Below are 16,925 nucleotides of genomic sequence, written 5' to 3'. Positions count from 1 at the left end.
ACGTCCCCCCGCGTCCGTCTCCCCCTCACGTCACGTGGGATGGGTCACTTGCGACAACTCAAGCCCGGTAGGATGAAGACTTGTTTTGTTGCCTACCCGATAAAACCTTGAATCCCGAATGTTCCTTCGCGTACTCTCCGTGTGCGTTCATGTTTCGCGTGAGCGCACTCAAATCATCCGAGGGGGACATTCCATGGCAGCAGACGCAGCGGCGAACGTATCCGACGCCCTGGCCACGGTGGACAACATCGCCATCCAGGTCGAGCAGGCGCTGTACAAGCTGTATCTGGCGGTGAGCGGTTCGGGTTTCAAGACCATCACCGACAAGATTGCTGTCATCTGGACGCCGGTGCGCAACGTGTTGAGCTCGGTGCTCAAGCAGGTGGAGGGGCTCATCAAGCCCCTGATGGACCCCAACGTGGTGGACTCCATCAAGAACGTGCTGGAGGCCGGGCGCGACCTGGTGAACTCCACGTTGGATCTGCTACCGGACTCGGCGCGGAACCTGGCGCTGACGGGACAGCGCTTCCTGAACATCATCGTCGACTTCGTGGGAGCGGGCGTCGAGCACATCGTCGCCATCGTCGACCTGCTGCTCAACGTGGGCAAGGCGCTCATCAACGAGGCGTCCACGCTGCTGCCGGCGACGCTCGCGGCGCTGCGCAAGACGGGCGTGCAGATTCCCGCCACCAATACCTGATTCCAGACGTCGTCGGCTCAAAAACAACCAGTCATTGAATAGGACCGTGCCCCGGTCGGGGTGGGCGTGTGCCCAGTGACACGGTCCGGGGAACCTGCACCCTGAGCAGGGTTCGATACCCCCTCGCTCACGAGGGTCGGGGAGCGTATGGCCACAGGTCTCATCATTCCCGGTGTCCAGGTCACGGTCGTCAAGGAAGTGTTGCCCCAACAGCTCGCGCCGTCTGGGGTTCTCGGTATCACCGGCTTCCTGGAGTCAGCCCAGGGCAAGGTGATACGCGCCAGCAGCTGGTCGCGGTTCCTGGAGGTGGCCGGGCGCGCGAGCGCCTACAGCCTCCCGGAGGCGCGACAGGCATTGGACAACGGTGTCTCGGAGCTGGTGATTTCGCCGCTCGCCGCGACGGCGGGGACGAGCGCGACCATCACCGCGCCGCCGGATGCGAGCAAGTATCCCTCCGGCTCCACCGGGGAGAAGTATGGCGCGACGTTCCAGGCGCGCGTCGCCGGCCCGTGGGCCAACGGCATCACCGTCAAGGTGAGCTACCGGGACAACATCGACAAGACGGTGTCGTTCGACCTGGAGGTCATCCACCCGGCGAGCGGCGCGGCGGAGGTGCTGCGCAACGTGAACTCGGCGGGGCTGGTGTCGACACTGGACACCTCGTCGTTCATCCGCGTGGACACGACGAAGGGCGTGGGCTGGCCCACGGCGGGCACGTACACGCTGGCGGGCGGCAAGGACGCGTCGCCGGACGAGTACGCCGCGGCGCTGGGGAAGCTGAAGGACCATCCCGACGTGGACCTGGTGCTGGCCGCGGTGCAGGACTTCACGGACAGGGCCAAGCTGTCGCGCATCTATGGCGACGTCATCAGCCACTGCAACGCGCTGAGCGGCGAGAGCAAGGGGCGCCTGGGCTTCGGACAGATTCCTCCCACGGGGACGCTGGAGGAGACCGCGCAGCTGGCCTCCAACCTGGTGAGTGACAGGTTCGTGCTCGTCGCGCCGCACGGCGTGGTGGGCGCGGTGGCGGGCATGGTGGGCGGCCTCACGCCGCACCAGTCGCCCACGTTCAAGCGCGTGTCCGGGTTGAACGAGCTGTCCCTGAGCGTGGAGGAGCAGAAGGCGCTGCTCAGGGCCTTCGTGGTGCCGGTGGTCACGGAGCGCGGCCGGGGCACCATCGTCGTGCGGGGCCTGACGACGGATGGAGATCAGATCAACGTGCGCCGCGTGGCGGACCGCGCGGTGCGCACGCTGAAGATGGTGGGCGACCTGTTCATCGGGTTGCTCAACAACGCGGACGGGCGCAGCGCGCTGAAGCAGAAGCTGGTGGAAGCGCTGGTGCAGATGGAGAAGGACGGCGCCATCGTCCCCTCCACCGACGGCAAGGACCCCGCCTTCAAGGTGGAGGTCTATTCGTCGCAGCAGGACTTCGCGCTCGGAATCGTGAGGGTCAACATGGCCGTCAGGCCCGTGCGCGCCATCGACTACATCTACGCGACCATCACGGTCCAGGTCTGATGAGGGAACGCATCGATGCCAACGGTATTCTCAGCCAACCGTAGCAGCATCCTCGTCGACGGCGAGGCCGTGGACGGCCTCCAGTCGCTCGCCTTCCGGGTGGTCACGGAGCGCGAGGACATCCGCGCCATCGGCTCCAACGAGCGCGTGGACGTCATCTTCGGCCTGCGCACCGTCATCGGTGAGCTGGTCATCCGCTCCGCCGCCGTGAAGCTGGACTCGCTGCTCGACGCGCGCGGCAAGTTCCAGCTGGTGGCCAACCTCAAGCGCACCGAGGGCACGGACGACACGCGCACCCTGTCCTTCGACGACTGCTTCGTGGAGAGCAAGTCGTTCCAGATGGACGCCCACGGCAGCGCCGCCACGACGTACGCCTTCACGGCGACCCGCCTGCGCGAGGAATAGTCCGTGAGGGAGGCGCCCGCGAGCCCACACACGGAGTCGCCCGGAGCGTCGCTCTCCATCGAGATCGACGGCCGGCGATTCCGCCTCCACACCGAGGACTCCTCGCGGAGCATCGAGGTGGAGGTCGCCACCGGGGAGCGCGTCCCGCTCCGACGGTGGGGCTTCGGGGCGCACCTGCGCGCGCTGGACTCGCACGCGCGGCTGGAGGGCGCGGGGCTGGACTTCGACGCGGAGGGCTTCGCGCTCGACGTGCTGCGGGACTCGGGCGTTCCGGAGTCGTGCTTCACGGAGCTGGCGCCGCTCGCGCTGTGGTGGGCGCTGTGTGGACTTCGCGAGCCGTCCGTCGGGGTGCTTCCCGAGGGATGGCGGCAGGTGGGCGAGGTGCGTGCCCGGCTGCGCCCATGGACGTTCGCCGAGCGCACCCAGGTGCTCGAGGCGAGCCTGGTCACGATGGCCGATGGCGCCCGCGAGCTGAGCCTGGAGCGGTATCTGCGCGGGATGCTCGACGCGTCGGTCGTCGAGTGGGCTCCCCCGGTGACGCTGGAGTCGCTGGACGGCGCCACCACCGCGGCGCTGCTGGAGGCGGTGGTCACCGTCAACGCGGACGCCGCGAGTCCCGAGGACCGGATGCTGGAGGCTTCCGGCAAGCAGGCCCGGGTCCTCGCGGAGATGACGCTGAAGCTGTGCCGTGCCCTGGGGTGGACTCCCGCCCAGGTCTGGGCGACGCCCGCCTCCGAGGTGGACCGACTGCTGACGATGTTGAAGCTCACGGAGCCTCCTGCTCCGCCTCCGCGTCAGCCCCCCGCATCGCGGGCCCCGCGGCTGTCCGACCTTCCCGATGCGGTGGTCATCCAGGTGGAGGACGACTGATGCGAACGACGTTCACCACCGCGGAGCTGACCTCACGCCTGCGCACCCCGGCGCTGCGTGCACTCGAAGGGGTCGCGCGGCAGATCGGCGCGCCCCTCCCGCGCCCCCTCGAGGAGCCACGTCCCGGGCCAGCCGAGGAGAACGTCGCGAGCGCGACGGCTGGAACCGACGCATCCCGCCTGGCTCGCACTCCGAACCCGTCAAGCCACATGCAGTCCGGAGCGCTCGTCATGGCGAATGACGGAGCACTCTTGAAGCCCGCGCATGGACACGAGGTGCCCTCAGGCCTCTCGTCGAGGGACGTGGCGCCGCCCCAACGAGCACCCCTCTCCCCATCGATTGAGACGCGGGGGCTTGCGTCCCAAGCATCCGTTCCGAGCAGCCTCTCGACGGCTGCCACGCACAAGATCCAGCAGGACGTGGCCGCGAGTCACGCAGCGCATGAGACGCGCGACCTCGCGCTCTCGACGGAGGCCGCGCACATGGCCCCCCAAGGCCCTTCCTCGGGTCACACAGCGCCTGGGACGCGCGACTTCGCCCTCTCGACGGAGGCCGCGCACAAGGCCCAGCGGGCTCCTTCCGCGAGTCACACAGCGCCTGGGCCGCGCGACTTCGCCCTCTCGACGGATGGCGTGCACAAGGCGCGGCAAGCTCCTTCCGCGAGTCACACAGCGCCTGGGCCGCGCGACTTCGCGCTCTTGACGGAGGCCGCGCACAAGGCCCAGGAAGCTCCTTCCACGAGTCACACAGCGCCTGGGATGCGCGACTTCGTCCCCTCGGCGGATGCCGCTCACATAGCCCAGCAAGCTCCTTCCGCGAGTCACACAGCGCCTGGGCCGCGCGACTTCGTCCCCTCGGCGGATGCCGCGCACAAGGCGCAGCAGGCTCCTTCCGCTGGTCACACTGCGCAGGGAACACGCGACCTCGCCCTCTCAACGGATGCGACGCGTGAGATGCAGCACGCTTCGCGCGCGAGTCACACAGCACACGGGACGCGCGCTCTTGCCCTCTCGATGGTTGCGACGCGCGAGGCTCGGCACGGTCCCGTCGCGAGTCACGCAGCAGATGGAGCAGCGGCCTCCAGCCCGTCTTGGGCCTCATCCCGTGATGCGGCGCATGGGGCATCCGACCTCACATCGCTTGCGTCATCGAGCGAAGCCGCCCTCGCCGCTCGGGGGCTCTCCCCTGAAGCGTCCGCGTCTCACGCCTCGTCGGGTGACTCGGTGCGAACCGGTGCCTCCGCGACACATGAACACGCTCCGCGCGTGCAGCACGGAGTTGCGTCGCGGGCGTCCGAGTCCCTCGGAGCCTCTCCTGTTCCCAGGGGGTGGTCCTCCGACGCCTCGATGTTCGCGAGCGATGACGGAAGCGGCACGGCCACGACTCCCCTGTCCGTCTCCGTGGGACCGCGCCCCGATGCATCGCCGCACGCCAGCGTTCCCCGAGGGCCCGAGGTCTCCGCCGGGACGCCCGTTGCTTCCGCCGCAACAAGACCCGCACCGGAAGGACTCCGCATCACCGTCAAGTCCACGGACCCGGCCTCGCCGAAGCGACAGGTCGTCCGGCTCATGCGAACCCTGCCTCCCAGCAGCACCGCGGTGCCCGCTCCGCCGCTCGTCGCCGATGCGACGACCCTCCCAGCTCCGCACGAGCGAGCCTTCGAGGTCCCCCTCCCCTCGCCCGCCGCGAGCGGTACTCCCACGAGCGCGGACGTCGGCCCACGCCCACGCGTCGTGCAGCTGCTGTCTCCCACACCGCCGTCGCCCACGACTCCCCACGCTCGTCCCAAGTCCCGACTCACGTTCGCGCCTCCCGAAGCGCCGTCGCCCGCTGCCGCGCCCTCCCCCCAGCCGGTGCTCCCCCTCTCGCGTGATGTCTCCCACGCGATGGCGCCGCTGCTGGAGCACGCGCGACAGCTCTCCGTCCCCGCCCCGAGCACCGAGCCCAACACCAGCGCCCCCGTCCAGAACACGTTCAACGTGAGCGTGCAGGTCGGCGCCGACAACACGGCGACGGGCATGGACCGGCGCACGCTGGAGGACGCGCTGGTGGACATCCTCCGCGAGTCGGCGCGTCGCCACGGACTGGAGGTCTGAGCCATGGCCGGCATCGGATACACGGTGAGCATCGGCTCGCTCCGGGCCTCCAACTCCTCCCGACAGGGCCAGGCCCTGGTCCGCTCCATCTCCAGCGAGCTGACCATGGACGGCGTGGGCGGACGATGCACCGTGGAGCTCGTCCCCTCCGACGCGGGGCTCCCCTCTCCCGGCGAATCCACCACCATCGCCCTGGACCCGGGTGACGGCTCCATCACCGTCTTCACCGGACAGGTGCTGGAGGCCCGCGCCGCCGCGGACTCCGCCGTCGTCATCGGCGGCGACGCGCTGACCCAGCTCGCCCGCATCGACGCCACGGGCGCCTACGAGCAGATGTCCGCGGGCGCCATCGTGCGAGACCTGCTCGGGCTCGCGAGCGCGAAGGCGGGCACCGTCGAGGACGGCCTGACGTTCCCCAGCTACGTGCTCCACCGCGGCCCTCGCGCCCTGCGCCACATCCAGCGCCTGGCCGAACAGTGCGGCTTCGACGTCTTCACGAACGGAAGAGGCCAGGTGCACTTCTCCGCGCCCAGGAAGGGCGGCGCGGACCACACGTTCGTCTACCGTACCCAGGTGCTGCGCACGCAGCTGCACCAGGCGCTCCCCGCCATCGACGGCTTCGAGGTCTGGGGAGAGGGCGCGGCCAGCTCCCAGGGCGACAGCAAGGCCCACTGGCTGGTGGACGACGTCGCCCCCATCCACGGCAAGGCCGCGCTGGGTGACCAGGGGCAGGTCCGCGGTGGCTCCGTGGGCAAGCACTCGCGCGAGGTGAAGGACGGCGCCGTGCGCAGCGGTCACGGCGCCTCCGCGCAGGCCAAGGGCCGCGTCACCGCGCTGGCGTCACGCAAGCTCCAGGGCTTCCTCGTCGTGCTCGGCGCGCCCGCCGTCCAACCCGGAGACCTCATCGCCGTGAAGGACATCCCCCAGGGACACCCCGTGGAGGACCTGCTCTCCGGACAGGTGCTCCGCGTGCGCACCGTGCGCCACCAGCTCGACGCCCGCACGGGCTTCACCACCCGGATGGAGCTCTGACATGCCCGTCCGCATCGGAAGAATCGAGCTCATCGGGCTCACGAAGATCTACACCGAGGACGCGCGAAACCTCGTCCAGCAGCGCGTGCCCGGGCAGGCCGGCAGCGTCTTCCAGGACCTGGGCCGCGAGCCCGTCACCGTGGTCATGGAGGGCCTGCTGCTCGGCGAGGACCCGCAGGCCGCGCTGGAGGAGCTGCGTCAGGCGCAGATGAAGGCGACGCCCCTGTCGTTCGCCTCGGACGCCATCGCCGGCGCGGACCTCACCGACGTCCTCATCGCGGACTTCCAGGTGCGCCAGCTCGCGGGCCACCAGAGCCGCTTCAGCTTCTTCCTGCGCGTGAAGGAGTACGTCGAGCCCCCCGCCAAGGCGGACGCGGGCGTGGGCGCGGTGAACGACGCCGTCTCCCAGGACGCGCAGTCCTGGGCCAGGAGCTCCACGGACGCCGCGGGCGTGCTCCAGAAGCCGGAGACGCTCATGGACGCGGTGGACGCGAACCCGGAGCTGCTCGGCCACCTGTCGCCGGACGAGCTGGGCTCGGTGGTCAACGGCACCAAGGGCTCGCTCACCGGAGGCAACTTCAGCAGCCTGCTCGGCAAGCTCGGCAAGGTGAACCCCGGCGCCATCATCGGCTTCGTGCAGTCGCTCAGCCAGGCGGGGAGCCTGGGCGAGTTCATCGAGAAGCTCGCCACCGAGGGCATCAACATCCTGGAGCAGATGACGGGCCTGGACCTGGGCGACGCGCTCGAAATCATCAAGGACATCGCCGGCGCCGGAGACTTCCTCGCCAAGGTCCAGCGCGTGGGCAAGGAGGCTGTCGCCCTGGGCGAGGTCATCAGCGGGTTCGATCCGCTCGGCCCCTTCAAGGACCTGGAGAAACTCCCGTGAGCACGACGGCCGACATCGTGGATGGCATCACCCGGCTCATCGACGCGCTGGACGAGCTGCTCGAATCCAACACCGTCGCCGCCATCGTCCGGCTGGTGCGCAAGTGCGGCATCGGCGCCCCCGTGAAGGTCGTCCTCGACGGCATGGACAAGGCGCTGGACTTCATCATCACGTGGATCGGCAAGCTGGAGCAGGTCGCGGCCATCCCGGACCTGCTCGACGCGCTGGACCCCGCGCTCGATGGGCTCAAGGCGCTGGGCGAGAAGTCCGAACAGGAGATGCGCGACATGGGTCTGGAGCCCCTGGCCCCGCTGGCGGGCGCGGCGCACGCGGCGCACCAGCTCCTGGAGAAGATCCGCGCGGGCGTCACCGTCGTCCTCCAGGGCTACCTGCCCAAGCAGTCCCTCGCGTCGCTGCGCGGGGCCGTCATCGACCTGAAGGACACGCTGAAAGAGCTGGCCGAAGCGCTCGTCGCCCCCGGCACCGAGTCGTTCACCGCCCTGCCGTCCAGCGCGCCCCAGCTCGTGGGAGGCGGAGCATGAGCGACCTGGTCACCATCATCCGCGCCATCATCCGCGACGAGCTGGCCTCGCTGCGCCTGGGAGACCTGGGCGTGGTGACGAGCGCCTTCCCCCACGCGGACGGCGACGCGCACAACCACGAGTGCAACGTGAAGCTGCGCGAGAGCGGCCTGGAGCTGCGCCGCGTGCCCATCGCGACGCCGCACCTGGGCATGGTGAGCGCGCCGCACGCCGGGGACCTCGTCGTCATCACGTACCTCAACGGCGACCCCAACCGCCCCGTCATCACCGGCCGGCTCTACTCGGACAAGCTCAACCCGCCCATCCACGAGGCGGACGAGTGGCGCGTCGTCTCGCCCCCCAACGGCAAGACGTCCATCGCCATCGACCAGGAGCAGTCGGTGGTCATCACCGCCGGGGAGACCGTCGTCACGGTGAAGCAGGACGACGTCATCACCATCAAGGGCAAGACGGACCTGTCGCTGGAGGTGGAGGGCAACGTGCAGCTCAAGTGCACCGACTGCACGGTGGACGCGTCCGGGAAGATCGACCTGGGCAAGGGCGGCAGCGGCGTCATCACCGAGCAGAGCCACAAGTGCTACTTCACCGGCGCGCCGCTCAAGGGCTCGCAGGACGTGAAGGCCAAGTAACCATGCCCGCACCGAGCGGAAGCGAGATAGGCGGCCTGGCGAAGGGCGCCATGCAGTCCGCGGGGCTCCGGGGAGAGAACGCCCCGGACCTGGCCACCGCGCTCGGCGACGCGTGCGGCCAGGCGTTCACCCTCTTCGCGAACATGGCCATCGTGTCACCAGGCATCCCCGCCGCCGCGCCTCCGCCTCCGGGCGCCGGCAGCACCGCGGGGCCCGGCATGATGCTGCCCCCGCCCGCGGGCGGCCCCGGCGCGTCGCAGATAGAGCCCATCGCCAAGGGCCTGCTCGCGTCCAACCAGCTCAACGGCGAGCAGCGCGACGCGCTGGCGAAGGCCATCGCGCAGACGGTGGAGCAGGCCCTGGTGCTCTTCACCACGACGGTGATGGTGGCGCCGGGGATGGCCATCGCGGGCTTCACCACCACGTCGCCGGGCAGCCTCATGGGCGCCGCGCCCGCCAAGCCCATGCTCCAGCCGATTGCGCTCGGCTTCCTCCAGGCCGGTGGCATCCGGGGAGAGAACGCGCCGGACCTGGCGGGCGCGATGGCGCAGACGCTGGCCGACGCGCTCACGCAGATGATGACGCGCCTGAAGGTCGCCCCGGGCATCCCCAGCTCGCCCGGCGCCACCGCGGGCCCGGGGAGGTTGCTCTGATGGCGGACGCGCTCAAGACCGACCTGCGGCTCTCCTTCAAGGAGTCGGGCGGCGTGGACCTGGACTGGTCCGACGACGGCGGCGCCGCGACGGTGAGCGGCAAGGACAACCTCATCCAGGCCCTGACGATGCGGCTGCTCGTCTACCGCGGACACCTGGAGCAGCTGGGCCACCAGCGCTACGGCAGCCGGGTGGCGGACCTCATCGGCGAGCCGCTGGACCGCGCCAACCTGGACCTGCTGCGCAGGTACGTGCGGCAGGCCATCAAGGAGGACCCGCGCGTGGACGAGGTGCTGCAGCTCACCGTCTCCGCGCGGCCGGACCTCCCGGGGGCCGTGGAGGTGCGGGCGCGCATCCGCGCCATCACCGGCGACCCGGTGGAGCTGGGGCTATCGCTCGACCTGGGCTGAGCGCGGCGGGACACACGGGGTACGGACACGACTTCGGGAGAGCGTGATGAACGGCAAGGAAACGCAGGGCATGAACGGAGTGCTGACCCTGGAGCTCTTGAACCTGGACGGCACGCTGATGGAGCGCCGCAAGGTCCCCAACCTCATCACCATCGCCGGCAAGCGACTGGTGGCGGAGCTGCTCATGGGGCGCGTCAACGCGCTGACCACGAGCTGGTCCATCGCCGTGGGCACCGGCACCACGCAGCCGATGCCTTCCAACATCAAGCTCGACAACCAGGTGGACCTGGCCGCGGACACCGCGCCCAAGGTGGAGGAGGTCATCCTCGGCGACGGCACCAGCACGGTGCGCGCCCTGGTGACGGCCACCCTGCCCCCGCCGCCGGCCCAGTCCACGGTCCAGCCCCTGACGGAGGCCGGCATCCTCGTCACGTTGGGGACGGGGGCGCCCATCCTCTTCAACCGCGTGCGCTTCGAGGAGGTCAACCGGGGCTCCAACATGGTCATGAAGATGACGTGGGAGATCTCCTTTTGAGCCTCATCCCTCCGGAGACGACCACGTTCAGCGCCATCGTCGAGCGGCTGCTGGCGAACATGGGGGCCGGAACGGACCCCAACGCCGGAGGCATGGCTCGGACCCTCGCGGAGGCGTACGCGCGGGAGATGGCGACGTTCTACGCGATGATGGAGCTGGCGCACCGCTCGGGCTACCTGGACACCGCCGAGGGCGCGGCGCTGGACAACGTGGTGGCCGTGCTGGGCCTCACGCGCGCACGCGCCGGACGCCTCACCGGCGAGGTGGAGCTCAGCCGCGCCGCGCCCGCGCCGGAGGACATCGGCATCCCCGCCGGACGGCAGGTGACGGGCATGGCGGCGGACGGCCAGCCCCTGCCCCTCTTCGAGACGCTCGAGGACGCCACGCTGCGCAAGGGTGACACGCGTGTGCTCATCCCGGTGCAGGAGGTCCAGTCGGACGACGAGGACGCGCGTCAGGCGCCCCCCGTCATCAACCCCTTCCAGCTGACGCTGATGCCCCGGCCCATCCTGGGCATCGAGGCCGTCTCCAACCCGGCCCCGCTGCGCCGGGACTCGGAGGACGAGACGGACACGGACCTGCGCGCCCGCGCGCGCACCGCGATGCGCGACGGCGAGAAGGGCACGCTGGAGTCCATCGCCGCGGCGGTGCGCAAGCAAGGGGTCCAACACGTCACGGTGCGAGAGCCCGCGGACGCGCCGCCTGGCGTCGTCGACGTGCTGGTGGGCGACACGGACTTCGAGTCGGACGTCGAGGGCGTCCGGCGCGTCGAGGCCGCCATCCGCGAGTCCAAGGCCGCGGGCATCCTGGTGCGGCTGCGCTATGCGCGCACCATCTTCTTCCTGCTCGACTTCAAGGTGGAGCCGAACGACGACGCCATGGACGAGGCGACGTTCGACCGGCTGCGCCGCGAGCTCCAGCAGAAGCTGTCCAGCTACATGCGGGAGCTGCCCGTGGGCGCGTCGGTGAGCCGGCGCAAGCTGGAGGCGCTGTTCTACGGCGACCCGGCGGTGCGGCGCATCTCCGACATCCAGGTGGAGACGTACGTGTGGGGGACCGCCTCCGAGGCCGCGCTCGAGAAGACGCTCGTGCTGGAGTCCACCAGCCGCCTGTATGGGGCCAACCGGGACTGGCGGCTGGAGTCGCTCGAGGCCGCGCGCGTGGACCTGGTGCGCAAGCCGCCGCGCATCACCCGGCTGCGCCCGCCGACGTGGCGGCTGGACCTGGTCGTCACGCTCGCCCAGGGCGACACGCGCACGGCGGAGCAGGTGCGCGACGCGCTGCGCGGCGCGATGGAGGTCCACGCGGCGCGGCTCACCGAGGAGGCGCAGCAGCGCCCCACCCTCCCGACGTACCTCACGCGCGGCAAGCTGGAGGAGGCGCTGCGCTCGCAGGCCCACGTCGCGGGGCTGCTCGGCTGTGACGTCACGCTGCCGTCGGGGACCACGGTGGCCCTGGTCTCCGCCGCCTCCGCGAATGCGCTCACCGAGGAGGTGACGCAGCTCGAGGTGTCCGCGGACCTGCGCCTCGTGTTCGGCGGAGCGGAGCTGGTGGGGGTCGGATGAGCGCGGACCAGCGCAGACGCCGCATGGTCGGCTACCTTCCCCCGGTCCTCCAATCGGGGACGAAGCTCAACGCGTTCTTCTCCACGCTCGCCCTGGAGCTGGAGCAGATGGAGGGCGGGCTGACGCGGCTGATGCGCTCGCGCTGGTACACCCTGGCCCGGGGCTTCGCCGTGGCGGAGTCACCCGCGGACAAGGCGCTCTCCGAGCTGGGGCGGCTCGGGGCGCTCCACGGGCTGCTGCCCCGCCGGGGGGAGTCCGCCGAGTACTTCCGCACGCGACTGGCGACGGTGGTGGAGCTGCACCGCACGGGCCTGGGCTCGGCGTCCGCGCTGCTGCGCCTGGTCTCCCTGGTCTACATGGCGCGGCAACCTCCGGCGGTGACGTGGGAGGAGGGCCGGACGGTGGCCCGGCTCGTCGTGCCCCGGAAGGACGGCACCTTCCGGCCGCTCACCCTGGAGCTGGTGGACAATCCGCAGACGCCCGCCACCGCCGGCTTCCGCGACGTGAGCGGCGGCCAGCGGCTGCTCACCACGAACGCGGGGCTCGCGACGGCGATGCCCACCATCACCCTGCGGGCCACCTCGCGCGAGGTCGCGGTCCCCATCCTGCGGCACGCGGAGTCCGGGCTCGACCTCATCTACCTGGGCCGCATCCCCCAGGGCGCCACGCTGAAGCTGCGGGACGGCTTCGCGCCCATGCTCGACGGCGTCCCCGTGGAGCGGCCCATCATCCTGGCCCACCCCACCCGCTTCTCCGACGAGAACGGGACGAGCCCACCGACGCGCTTCGACGCGGTGGACTCCCGCTTCTCCGTGTTCAAGGAGGACCATCGGCTGCCGGAGCTGCCGCCCGGCGAGAGTCACTGGACCTACGGCACGCTGGAGCGGCCCGAGGTGCGCGCCTATCTGCTCGGGTGGAGCGAGGAGGACGTGCTCGAGGCCGAGGCCCAGGCCCTGCCCCAGCGGGACACCCCGCCGTTGGAGCTGCGCTTCGACTGGACGGAGGTGTCCCCCGCCACCTTCTCGCTGCGCATCCCCGCGGACCACATCCCGCCGCACCTGCTGGAGCCGAACGAGGAGGGAGTGACGCCCGGACTGCCAGGGCTGGTGCAGGAGCTCACCGCCGCGCTGGAGTACGGACGGTGCGCCGGCGTGCGCACGCGCATCGAGCTGACGCTGCCCATGCCCGCCGAGGCGCTCGTGGCGCGCGAGGGCCCGCTGGGCGTCGTGCTGGAGGCGGACTTCTCCGAGCGGCTCGTTCCCACCGACGCGCTGACGTCGTTCGGCTCCCACATCGAATTGCATGAACAGTTCCCCGCGCCCCAGGAGTCGCTGACCTGGGGTGGCGTCTTCGACGGCACCCGTTTCGATACCTCGAGGTTCCAGCCATGAGTCAGCCCTACTACCCCGCCCGTCCCGGTGACCCCATCCTCGCGGACACCTGGAACAACATGCAGTTGCAGGCGCGAGCGGAGATCCACAACCACACCCACCGCGGCGGCCTGGATGGCAAGCAGCTCGCGGGCGACAGCATCTCCCCCTCCGCCATATTGAAGGTGACCCGCGTCGAGGCCACCGACACCCTCGTGGTGAGGAATGTCGACGTCACCACGCGCTTCCTGGACCTGGAGGCCCAGAAGCTGTCCCTCACGGGGGGCACCCTGAGTGGCCCGCTGACGGTGAACGCCAACGTGGGCATCGGCGCGGCGCCGGGGACCAAGCGCCTGCTGGTGGTGGCACCGCCGAACACCGAGGCCCCCGCGCCCCTGGAGGTGCGCACCTCGGGCAGCCAGACCTGGGGCATCGGCCTCGTCGTCAAGACGATGGGCGGCGCGGAGGGCGCGTCCATGCTCCTGCGCACCCGAACCAAGAGCTGGCAGGTGCGCGGAGAGCCCGGCCCGGCGGCGCTGGGCTTGCAGATCACCGAGGACGGAGGAGACCCGGAGACGGGCTCGGGCCCGGGCACGCCTCGGCTGCACATCAAGGCCGGCGGAAGCGTGGGGCTCAACACCAACGATCCGCAGGGCGCGCTGGACGTGCGGCTGCCAGGGGGCGCGTCCGGGTTCGACCGCTTCGTGGTGAACCTGACCAGCGACTGGTCCCCCGGCATGTCCCACGTCACCATCGGCGCGGGGCAGGCCGCGGGGCTGATGATCAACAACCCCCACGTCGTCTGGCACAAGGGCGAGTCGCGGGCCTCCATCCGCTATGGCCTGAGCGGCGGCACGGCCTCCGGCCTGTTCTGGGACGTGGGTGCGCGCGCGAACAACGCGTTCTCCTTCATCGTCAACAACACGTCGACGCTGTGGATGAACGCGGATGGGAACATCGGCATCGGCACGCAGACGCCGGGCGCGCGGCTGGACGTCCAGGGGGGCAACCTGCGCGTCAGCGGCGCCATCACGCCCTCCATCGGGAACTCCACGGGCAATGGCATCCAGTTCCCCGTGGACGCCTTCGGTGGCGCGGGCGACGGCGCGTGGATCCGCTACTACCGGCTCCCCAATCCGCTCCCGGGCGACGAGGAGAATGGCCGGCTGGTCATCGGCGTCGAGAACGACCCCGGGGACGCGTTCGCCATCTTCCAGGGGACCGCGGAGCGGCTGTGCATCGTCAACGGCAACGTCGGCATCGGCGCGGCGCGGCCCTCGGCCCCCCTGCATGTCCAGCAGCGCGAGGCGAACGTGGGCATCCGCCTCAGCGAGAACACCTCCGGTCGCTACATCGACATCGCGTACGAGGGCCAGGGCACCTTCCGCATGTTCCACAGCAGCGGCAACGGCCGCTACATGCCCCAGGATGGTGAGTGGCATAAGTTCTCCGACGTCCAGCTCAAGGAGAACATCGAGTCGCTCCAGGGCATCCTCCCGCGCGTGCTCGCGCTGCGCCCGGTGAGCTTCGACCTGAAGTCCACGGGCCATCACCAGCTGGGGCTCGTCGCGCAGGAGGTGGAGCCCCTGTTCCCGGAGCTCGTCTCGGACGCGCCCATGCTCGAGGACGGCAAGCCGCTCAAGGGGCTCGCGTACGAGGCCTTCAGCGTGCTGGCCATCGCAGCGCTCCAGGAGCTCAAGGCGCACTACGACACACGCATCGAGGCGCTGGAGCGGCGCCTCCACGACCAGGAGCAGCACGGATGAAGAGCCAGATCGAGAAGCGCCTCGCGGACCTCAAGGCCGAGCACGAGGCGGGACAGAAGATGCTCGCGGAGCTGGATGCGAAGCGCACGGGACTGGTGCAGACGATGCTGCGCATCGAGGGCGCCATGCAGGTGCTCCAGGAGCTCCTGCCCGCCGACGAGGCCACCAACGCCACCGTGACGAACCTCCCGCACGCCGCGCGCTGAAGCCCCGCGGCGCAGAGACTCCTGCCATGAGCGACACGCGCGTCGGCGCCACGCTGACCTATACCGGAACGGCCACTCCTCCCACGCCCGCGCAGGTGCCGGTGGACCCGGCCGGGCTCGTCGTCGCGCTGGAGGTGCCGGCGGGGGTGGTGTTGCTGCGCGCGTCGCTCGCCCTGCGCGCCCCGGGCGACGACGTGACGGTGAACCTGATTCCCACCGCCACGCTGGCCACGAGCACCGGGCAGAACGTGGTGGACGCGAGCCAGGCCATCACCTGGCTCAGCCTGGACTGGGGCTCGCGGCGGCCCCTGTCCTCGATGGAGCTGACCCTTCCGGCGTTACCGACCCAGACGGCCAAGAAGGGCCGCCTCAGCATCGCGGAGGGCGGCGCCTGGTATCCGCCCACGCCGTCCGACACGGTGGGCGTCAACGCCGTGGAGCCCCTGCCCGGCATCTTCGCCAGCCGCCTGCTGGTGGAGTTCGTGGAGGCGAACAACTCCCACCCTCCGTTGGGGACGCCGAAGACGCTGTCGGCGACGAAGCTCGCGAGCCTCACCCTGCGCGCGCCCGCGCGTCCGCCGGACCTCACCGCCTCCGCGGGCACGGGCTCGGGCGCGCTCTTCTTCCACCAGGCGCTCCCGATGAACGCGCGCCAGGAGCTGGTGATGGAGGACGTGCTCACCCAGGCGCTCCAGCGCGCCTGGCCCGCGAACCTCGAGGCGGGCCGCGTGACGGTGTCCCTGCGCGCCTCCGGGCTGGGCATGTTCGACCGCGTCCGGCTCGCGCTGGACACGCTCGATGACATCCGACGCTTCAGCGACGGCGCCGATGAGCGGACGCTGGCGCTGGACACGGACGGCACCGCCATCGCGAGCGTCTCCGTCCCCAGGGACCGCGCGCTGTCGGAGGTGCGCTTCCACGTGCGCCACGCCTTGCGCGACGAGCACCTGCCTCTGACACCGCGTCCACCCGCGCGGCCCTCGCGCGCTCATCGCTGCGGCTCCGGGCGCTCCGCCGCACAGGCCTTCATCGCGTCGCGTGCTCCGGGGGCGTTGACGGCCGTGGACCTCCACCTGCGCCCGGGGACGCGCCAGGTGACGGGCACCGTCGCCCTCCACGCGGACGTGCACGACCGGCCCGACGAGGCACCGCTCCCGGGGAGCGCCGTGCCACTGCTGCTCGAGGCGTCGGGGCCTCCGCCGTGGCCCGCGCGCTGGGTGTCCTTCACGCTCCCCAAGCCCCTCGCGCTGAACAAGGGGCGCTGGTGGGTGGTCGTCACCACCGACGAGGGAGAGGTCCTCTGGAGCCTCATCGAGCCCGCGTCCGGCACACCCGAGCCGGGAGCGGTGACACCGGACACCACGCTCCATCGCACCGAGCCGACCGGCCCCTGGCTGCCGCGCGACAGCGAGCTGCCCGGAGAGGCCCCGGGAGCCGCGCCGCTCTGGGCCTGCGCCCGTCCCCGCCTCCGCCCCATCGTGCCCGTGCCGCCGCCTCCGCCCCGGCTCCAGTTGCGCTGGGGTACGAAGGTGCTCGACGTGACACCGGACGGTGACGGCGTCGTCCACCTGGACGCCCAGGCGCTGGCGGTGCTCACTCCGCCCGGAGGAACGGGCGAAGCACCACCGCTCGAGCTCATCGTCCAATCCCGCGTGGCCGGTGAGGTCACCCTCTCCGGACTCCAGGTCGTCATCCCCCGGCAGGAGACCTACGCGCTCTTCCCGAGATAGCGAGCCCCCACC

Annotated in this window: 17 protein-coding genes; all 17 read left to right on the top strand. The window is 70.7% G+C overall.

Translation table 11 applies throughout. The features are described 5' to 3' along the window. The first annotated feature begins 193 nt into the window (after positions 1-193). The 17 genes from VZQ01_RS39930 (at position 194) to VZQ01_RS39850 (ending at position 16,913) form a co-directional block, all read left to right on the top strand. Positions 194-700, top strand: coding sequence for a hypothetical protein (locus VZQ01_RS39930; RefSeq protein WP_426746246.1), 507 nt, complete (start codon positions 194-196; stop codon positions 698-700). Positions 701-847: 147 nt separating this feature from the next. After that, on the top strand, positions 848-2,218 hold the full coding sequence (locus VZQ01_RS39925) for a phage tail sheath C-terminal domain-containing protein (RefSeq protein WP_426746245.1): 1,371 nt from the start codon (positions 848-850) through the stop codon (positions 2,216-2,218). Between the two features lie 15 nt (positions 2,219-2,233). Further along, complete coding sequence (locus tag VZQ01_RS39920) at positions 2,234-2,623, top strand: hypothetical protein (protein WP_046713998.1); 390 nt, start codon at positions 2,234-2,236, stop codon at positions 2,621-2,623. A 3-nt stretch (positions 2,624-2,626) separates the two neighbouring features. After that, entirely contained in the window at positions 2,627-3,493 is an 867-nt protein-coding gene (locus VZQ01_RS39915) for a hypothetical protein (RefSeq protein ID WP_426746244.1), read from the top strand. 1,886 nt (positions 3,494-5,379) lie between these two features. Beyond that, on the top strand, positions 5,380-5,589 hold the full coding sequence (locus VZQ01_RS39910) for a hypothetical protein (protein WP_223751808.1): 210 nt from the start codon (positions 5,380-5,382) through the stop codon (positions 5,587-5,589). A 3-nt stretch (positions 5,590-5,592) separates the two neighbouring features. After that, the gene (locus tag VZQ01_RS39905) at positions 5,593-6,621 is read left to right on the top strand and encodes a hypothetical protein (protein ID WP_426746243.1); all 1,029 of its coding nucleotides are present in this window, start codon (positions 5,593-5,595) and stop codon (positions 6,619-6,621) included. Between the two features lies 1 nt (position 6,622). After that, positions 6,623-7,507: a hypothetical protein gene (locus tag VZQ01_RS39900; protein ID WP_223751806.1), complete on the top strand. Its 885-nt coding sequence runs from the start codon at positions 6,623-6,625 to the stop codon at positions 7,505-7,507. Beyond that, positions 7,504-8,049 carry a hypothetical protein gene (locus VZQ01_RS39895; protein WP_223751805.1) on the top strand — a complete coding sequence of 182 codons (546 nt, stop codon included), beginning with the start codon at positions 7,504-7,506 and terminating at the stop codon, positions 8,047-8,049. Before VZQ01_RS39900 ends, VZQ01_RS39895 begins: the two co-directional genes overlap by 4 nt. Next, positions 8,046-8,678: a phage baseplate assembly protein V gene (locus tag VZQ01_RS39890; RefSeq protein WP_223751804.1), complete on the top strand. Its 633-nt coding sequence runs from the start codon at positions 8,046-8,048 to the stop codon at positions 8,676-8,678. Before VZQ01_RS39895 ends, VZQ01_RS39890 begins: the two co-directional genes overlap by 4 nt. 2 nt (positions 8,679-8,680) lie before the next feature. Then, positions 8,681-9,331, top strand: a complete 651-nt coding sequence (locus VZQ01_RS39885; protein WP_223751803.1) for a hypothetical protein — start codon at positions 8,681-8,683, stop codon at positions 9,329-9,331. Continuing rightward, positions 9,331-9,741 (top strand): contractile injection system sheath initiator, encoded by a 411-nt coding sequence (locus tag VZQ01_RS39880; protein ID WP_141323099.1) that lies wholly within the window; start codon positions 9,331-9,333, stop codon positions 9,739-9,741. Before VZQ01_RS39885 ends, VZQ01_RS39880 begins: the two co-directional genes overlap by 1 nt. Before the next feature lie 46 nt (positions 9,742-9,787). Then, positions 9,788-10,276, top strand: coding sequence for a hypothetical protein (locus tag VZQ01_RS39875; protein WP_141323100.1), 489 nt, complete (start codon positions 9,788-9,790; stop codon positions 10,274-10,276). Beyond that, the gene (locus tag VZQ01_RS39870; RefSeq protein WP_426746242.1) at positions 10,258-11,841 is read left to right on the top strand and encodes a baseplate J/gp47 family protein; all 1,584 of its coding nucleotides are present in this window, start codon (positions 10,258-10,260) and stop codon (positions 11,839-11,841) included. Before VZQ01_RS39875 ends, VZQ01_RS39870 begins: the two co-directional genes overlap by 19 nt. After that, complete coding sequence (locus VZQ01_RS39865; RefSeq protein WP_267700825.1) at positions 11,838-13,232, top strand: hypothetical protein; 1,395 nt, start codon at positions 11,838-11,840, stop codon at positions 13,230-13,232. Before VZQ01_RS39870 ends, VZQ01_RS39865 begins: the two co-directional genes overlap by 4 nt. Continuing rightward, positions 13,229-14,977 (top strand): tail fiber domain-containing protein, encoded by a 1,749-nt coding sequence (locus tag VZQ01_RS39860; RefSeq protein ID WP_426746241.1) that lies wholly within the window; start codon positions 13,229-13,231, stop codon positions 14,975-14,977. The genes VZQ01_RS39865 and VZQ01_RS39860 overlap by 4 nt, the downstream gene beginning before the upstream one ends. Further along, positions 14,974-15,183, top strand: a complete 210-nt coding sequence (locus VZQ01_RS39855; protein WP_223751799.1) for a hypothetical protein — start codon at positions 14,974-14,976, stop codon at positions 15,181-15,183. The genes VZQ01_RS39860 and VZQ01_RS39855 overlap by 4 nt, the downstream gene beginning before the upstream one ends. A gap of 26 nt (positions 15,184-15,209) precedes the next feature. Further along, positions 15,210-16,913, top strand: coding sequence for a hypothetical protein (locus tag VZQ01_RS39850; protein ID WP_223751798.1), 1,704 nt, complete (start codon positions 15,210-15,212; stop codon positions 16,911-16,913). The last annotated feature ends 12 nt before the right edge of the window (positions 16,914-16,925 follow it).

It is taken from the genome of Myxococcus faecalis, from assembly GCF_050039385.1.
GTDB lineage: Bacteria > Myxococcota > Myxococcia > Myxococcales > Myxococcaceae > Myxococcus > Myxococcus fulvus.
The sequence above is the reverse complement of the archived record's forward strand: the minus strand, read 5'-3'. Positions and strand labels throughout refer to the sequence as shown.

What these genes read in the sequence shown, in the direction of transcription:
- VZQ01_RS39930 (WP_426746246.1), top strand. Translation starts at nt 194, where the DNA reads ATGGCAGCAGACGCAGCGGCGAACGTATCCGACGCCCTGGCCACGGTG.
- VZQ01_RS39925 (WP_426746245.1), top strand. Translation starts at nt 848, where the DNA reads ATGGCCACAGGTCTCATCATTCCCGGTGTCCAGGTCACGGTCGTCAAG.
- VZQ01_RS39920 (WP_046713998.1), top strand. Translation starts at nt 2,234, where the DNA reads ATGCCAACGGTATTCTCAGCCAACCGTAGCAGCATCCTCGTCGACGGC.
- VZQ01_RS39910 (WP_223751808.1), top strand. Translation starts at nt 5,380, where the DNA reads ATGGCGCCGCTGCTGGAGCACGCGCGACAGCTCTCCGTCCCCGCCCCG.
- VZQ01_RS39905 (WP_426746243.1), top strand. Translation starts at nt 5,593, where the DNA reads ATGGCCGGCATCGGATACACGGTGAGCATCGGCTCGCTCCGGGCCTCC.
- VZQ01_RS39900 (WP_223751806.1), top strand. Translation starts at nt 6,623, where the DNA reads ATGCCCGTCCGCATCGGAAGAATCGAGCTCATCGGGCTCACGAAGATC.
- VZQ01_RS39890 (WP_223751804.1), top strand. Translation starts at nt 8,046, where the DNA reads ATGAGCGACCTGGTCACCATCATCCGCGCCATCATCCGCGACGAGCTG.
- VZQ01_RS39885 (WP_223751803.1), top strand. Translation starts at nt 8,681, where the DNA reads ATGCCCGCACCGAGCGGAAGCGAGATAGGCGGCCTGGCGAAGGGCGCC.
- VZQ01_RS39880 (WP_141323099.1), top strand. Translation starts at nt 9,331, where the DNA reads ATGGCGGACGCGCTCAAGACCGACCTGCGGCTCTCCTTCAAGGAGTCG.
- VZQ01_RS39875 (WP_141323100.1), top strand. Translation starts at nt 9,788, where the DNA reads ATGAACGGCAAGGAAACGCAGGGCATGAACGGAGTGCTGACCCTGGAG.
- VZQ01_RS39865 (WP_267700825.1), top strand. Translation starts at nt 11,838, where the DNA reads ATGAGCGCGGACCAGCGCAGACGCCGCATGGTCGGCTACCTTCCCCCG.
- VZQ01_RS39860 (WP_426746241.1), top strand. Translation starts at nt 13,229, where the DNA reads ATGAGTCAGCCCTACTACCCCGCCCGTCCCGGTGACCCCATCCTCGCG.
- VZQ01_RS39855 (WP_223751799.1), top strand. Translation starts at nt 14,974, where the DNA reads ATGAAGAGCCAGATCGAGAAGCGCCTCGCGGACCTCAAGGCCGAGCAC.
- VZQ01_RS39850 (WP_223751798.1), top strand. Translation starts at nt 15,210, where the DNA reads ATGAGCGACACGCGCGTCGGCGCCACGCTGACCTATACCGGAACGGCC.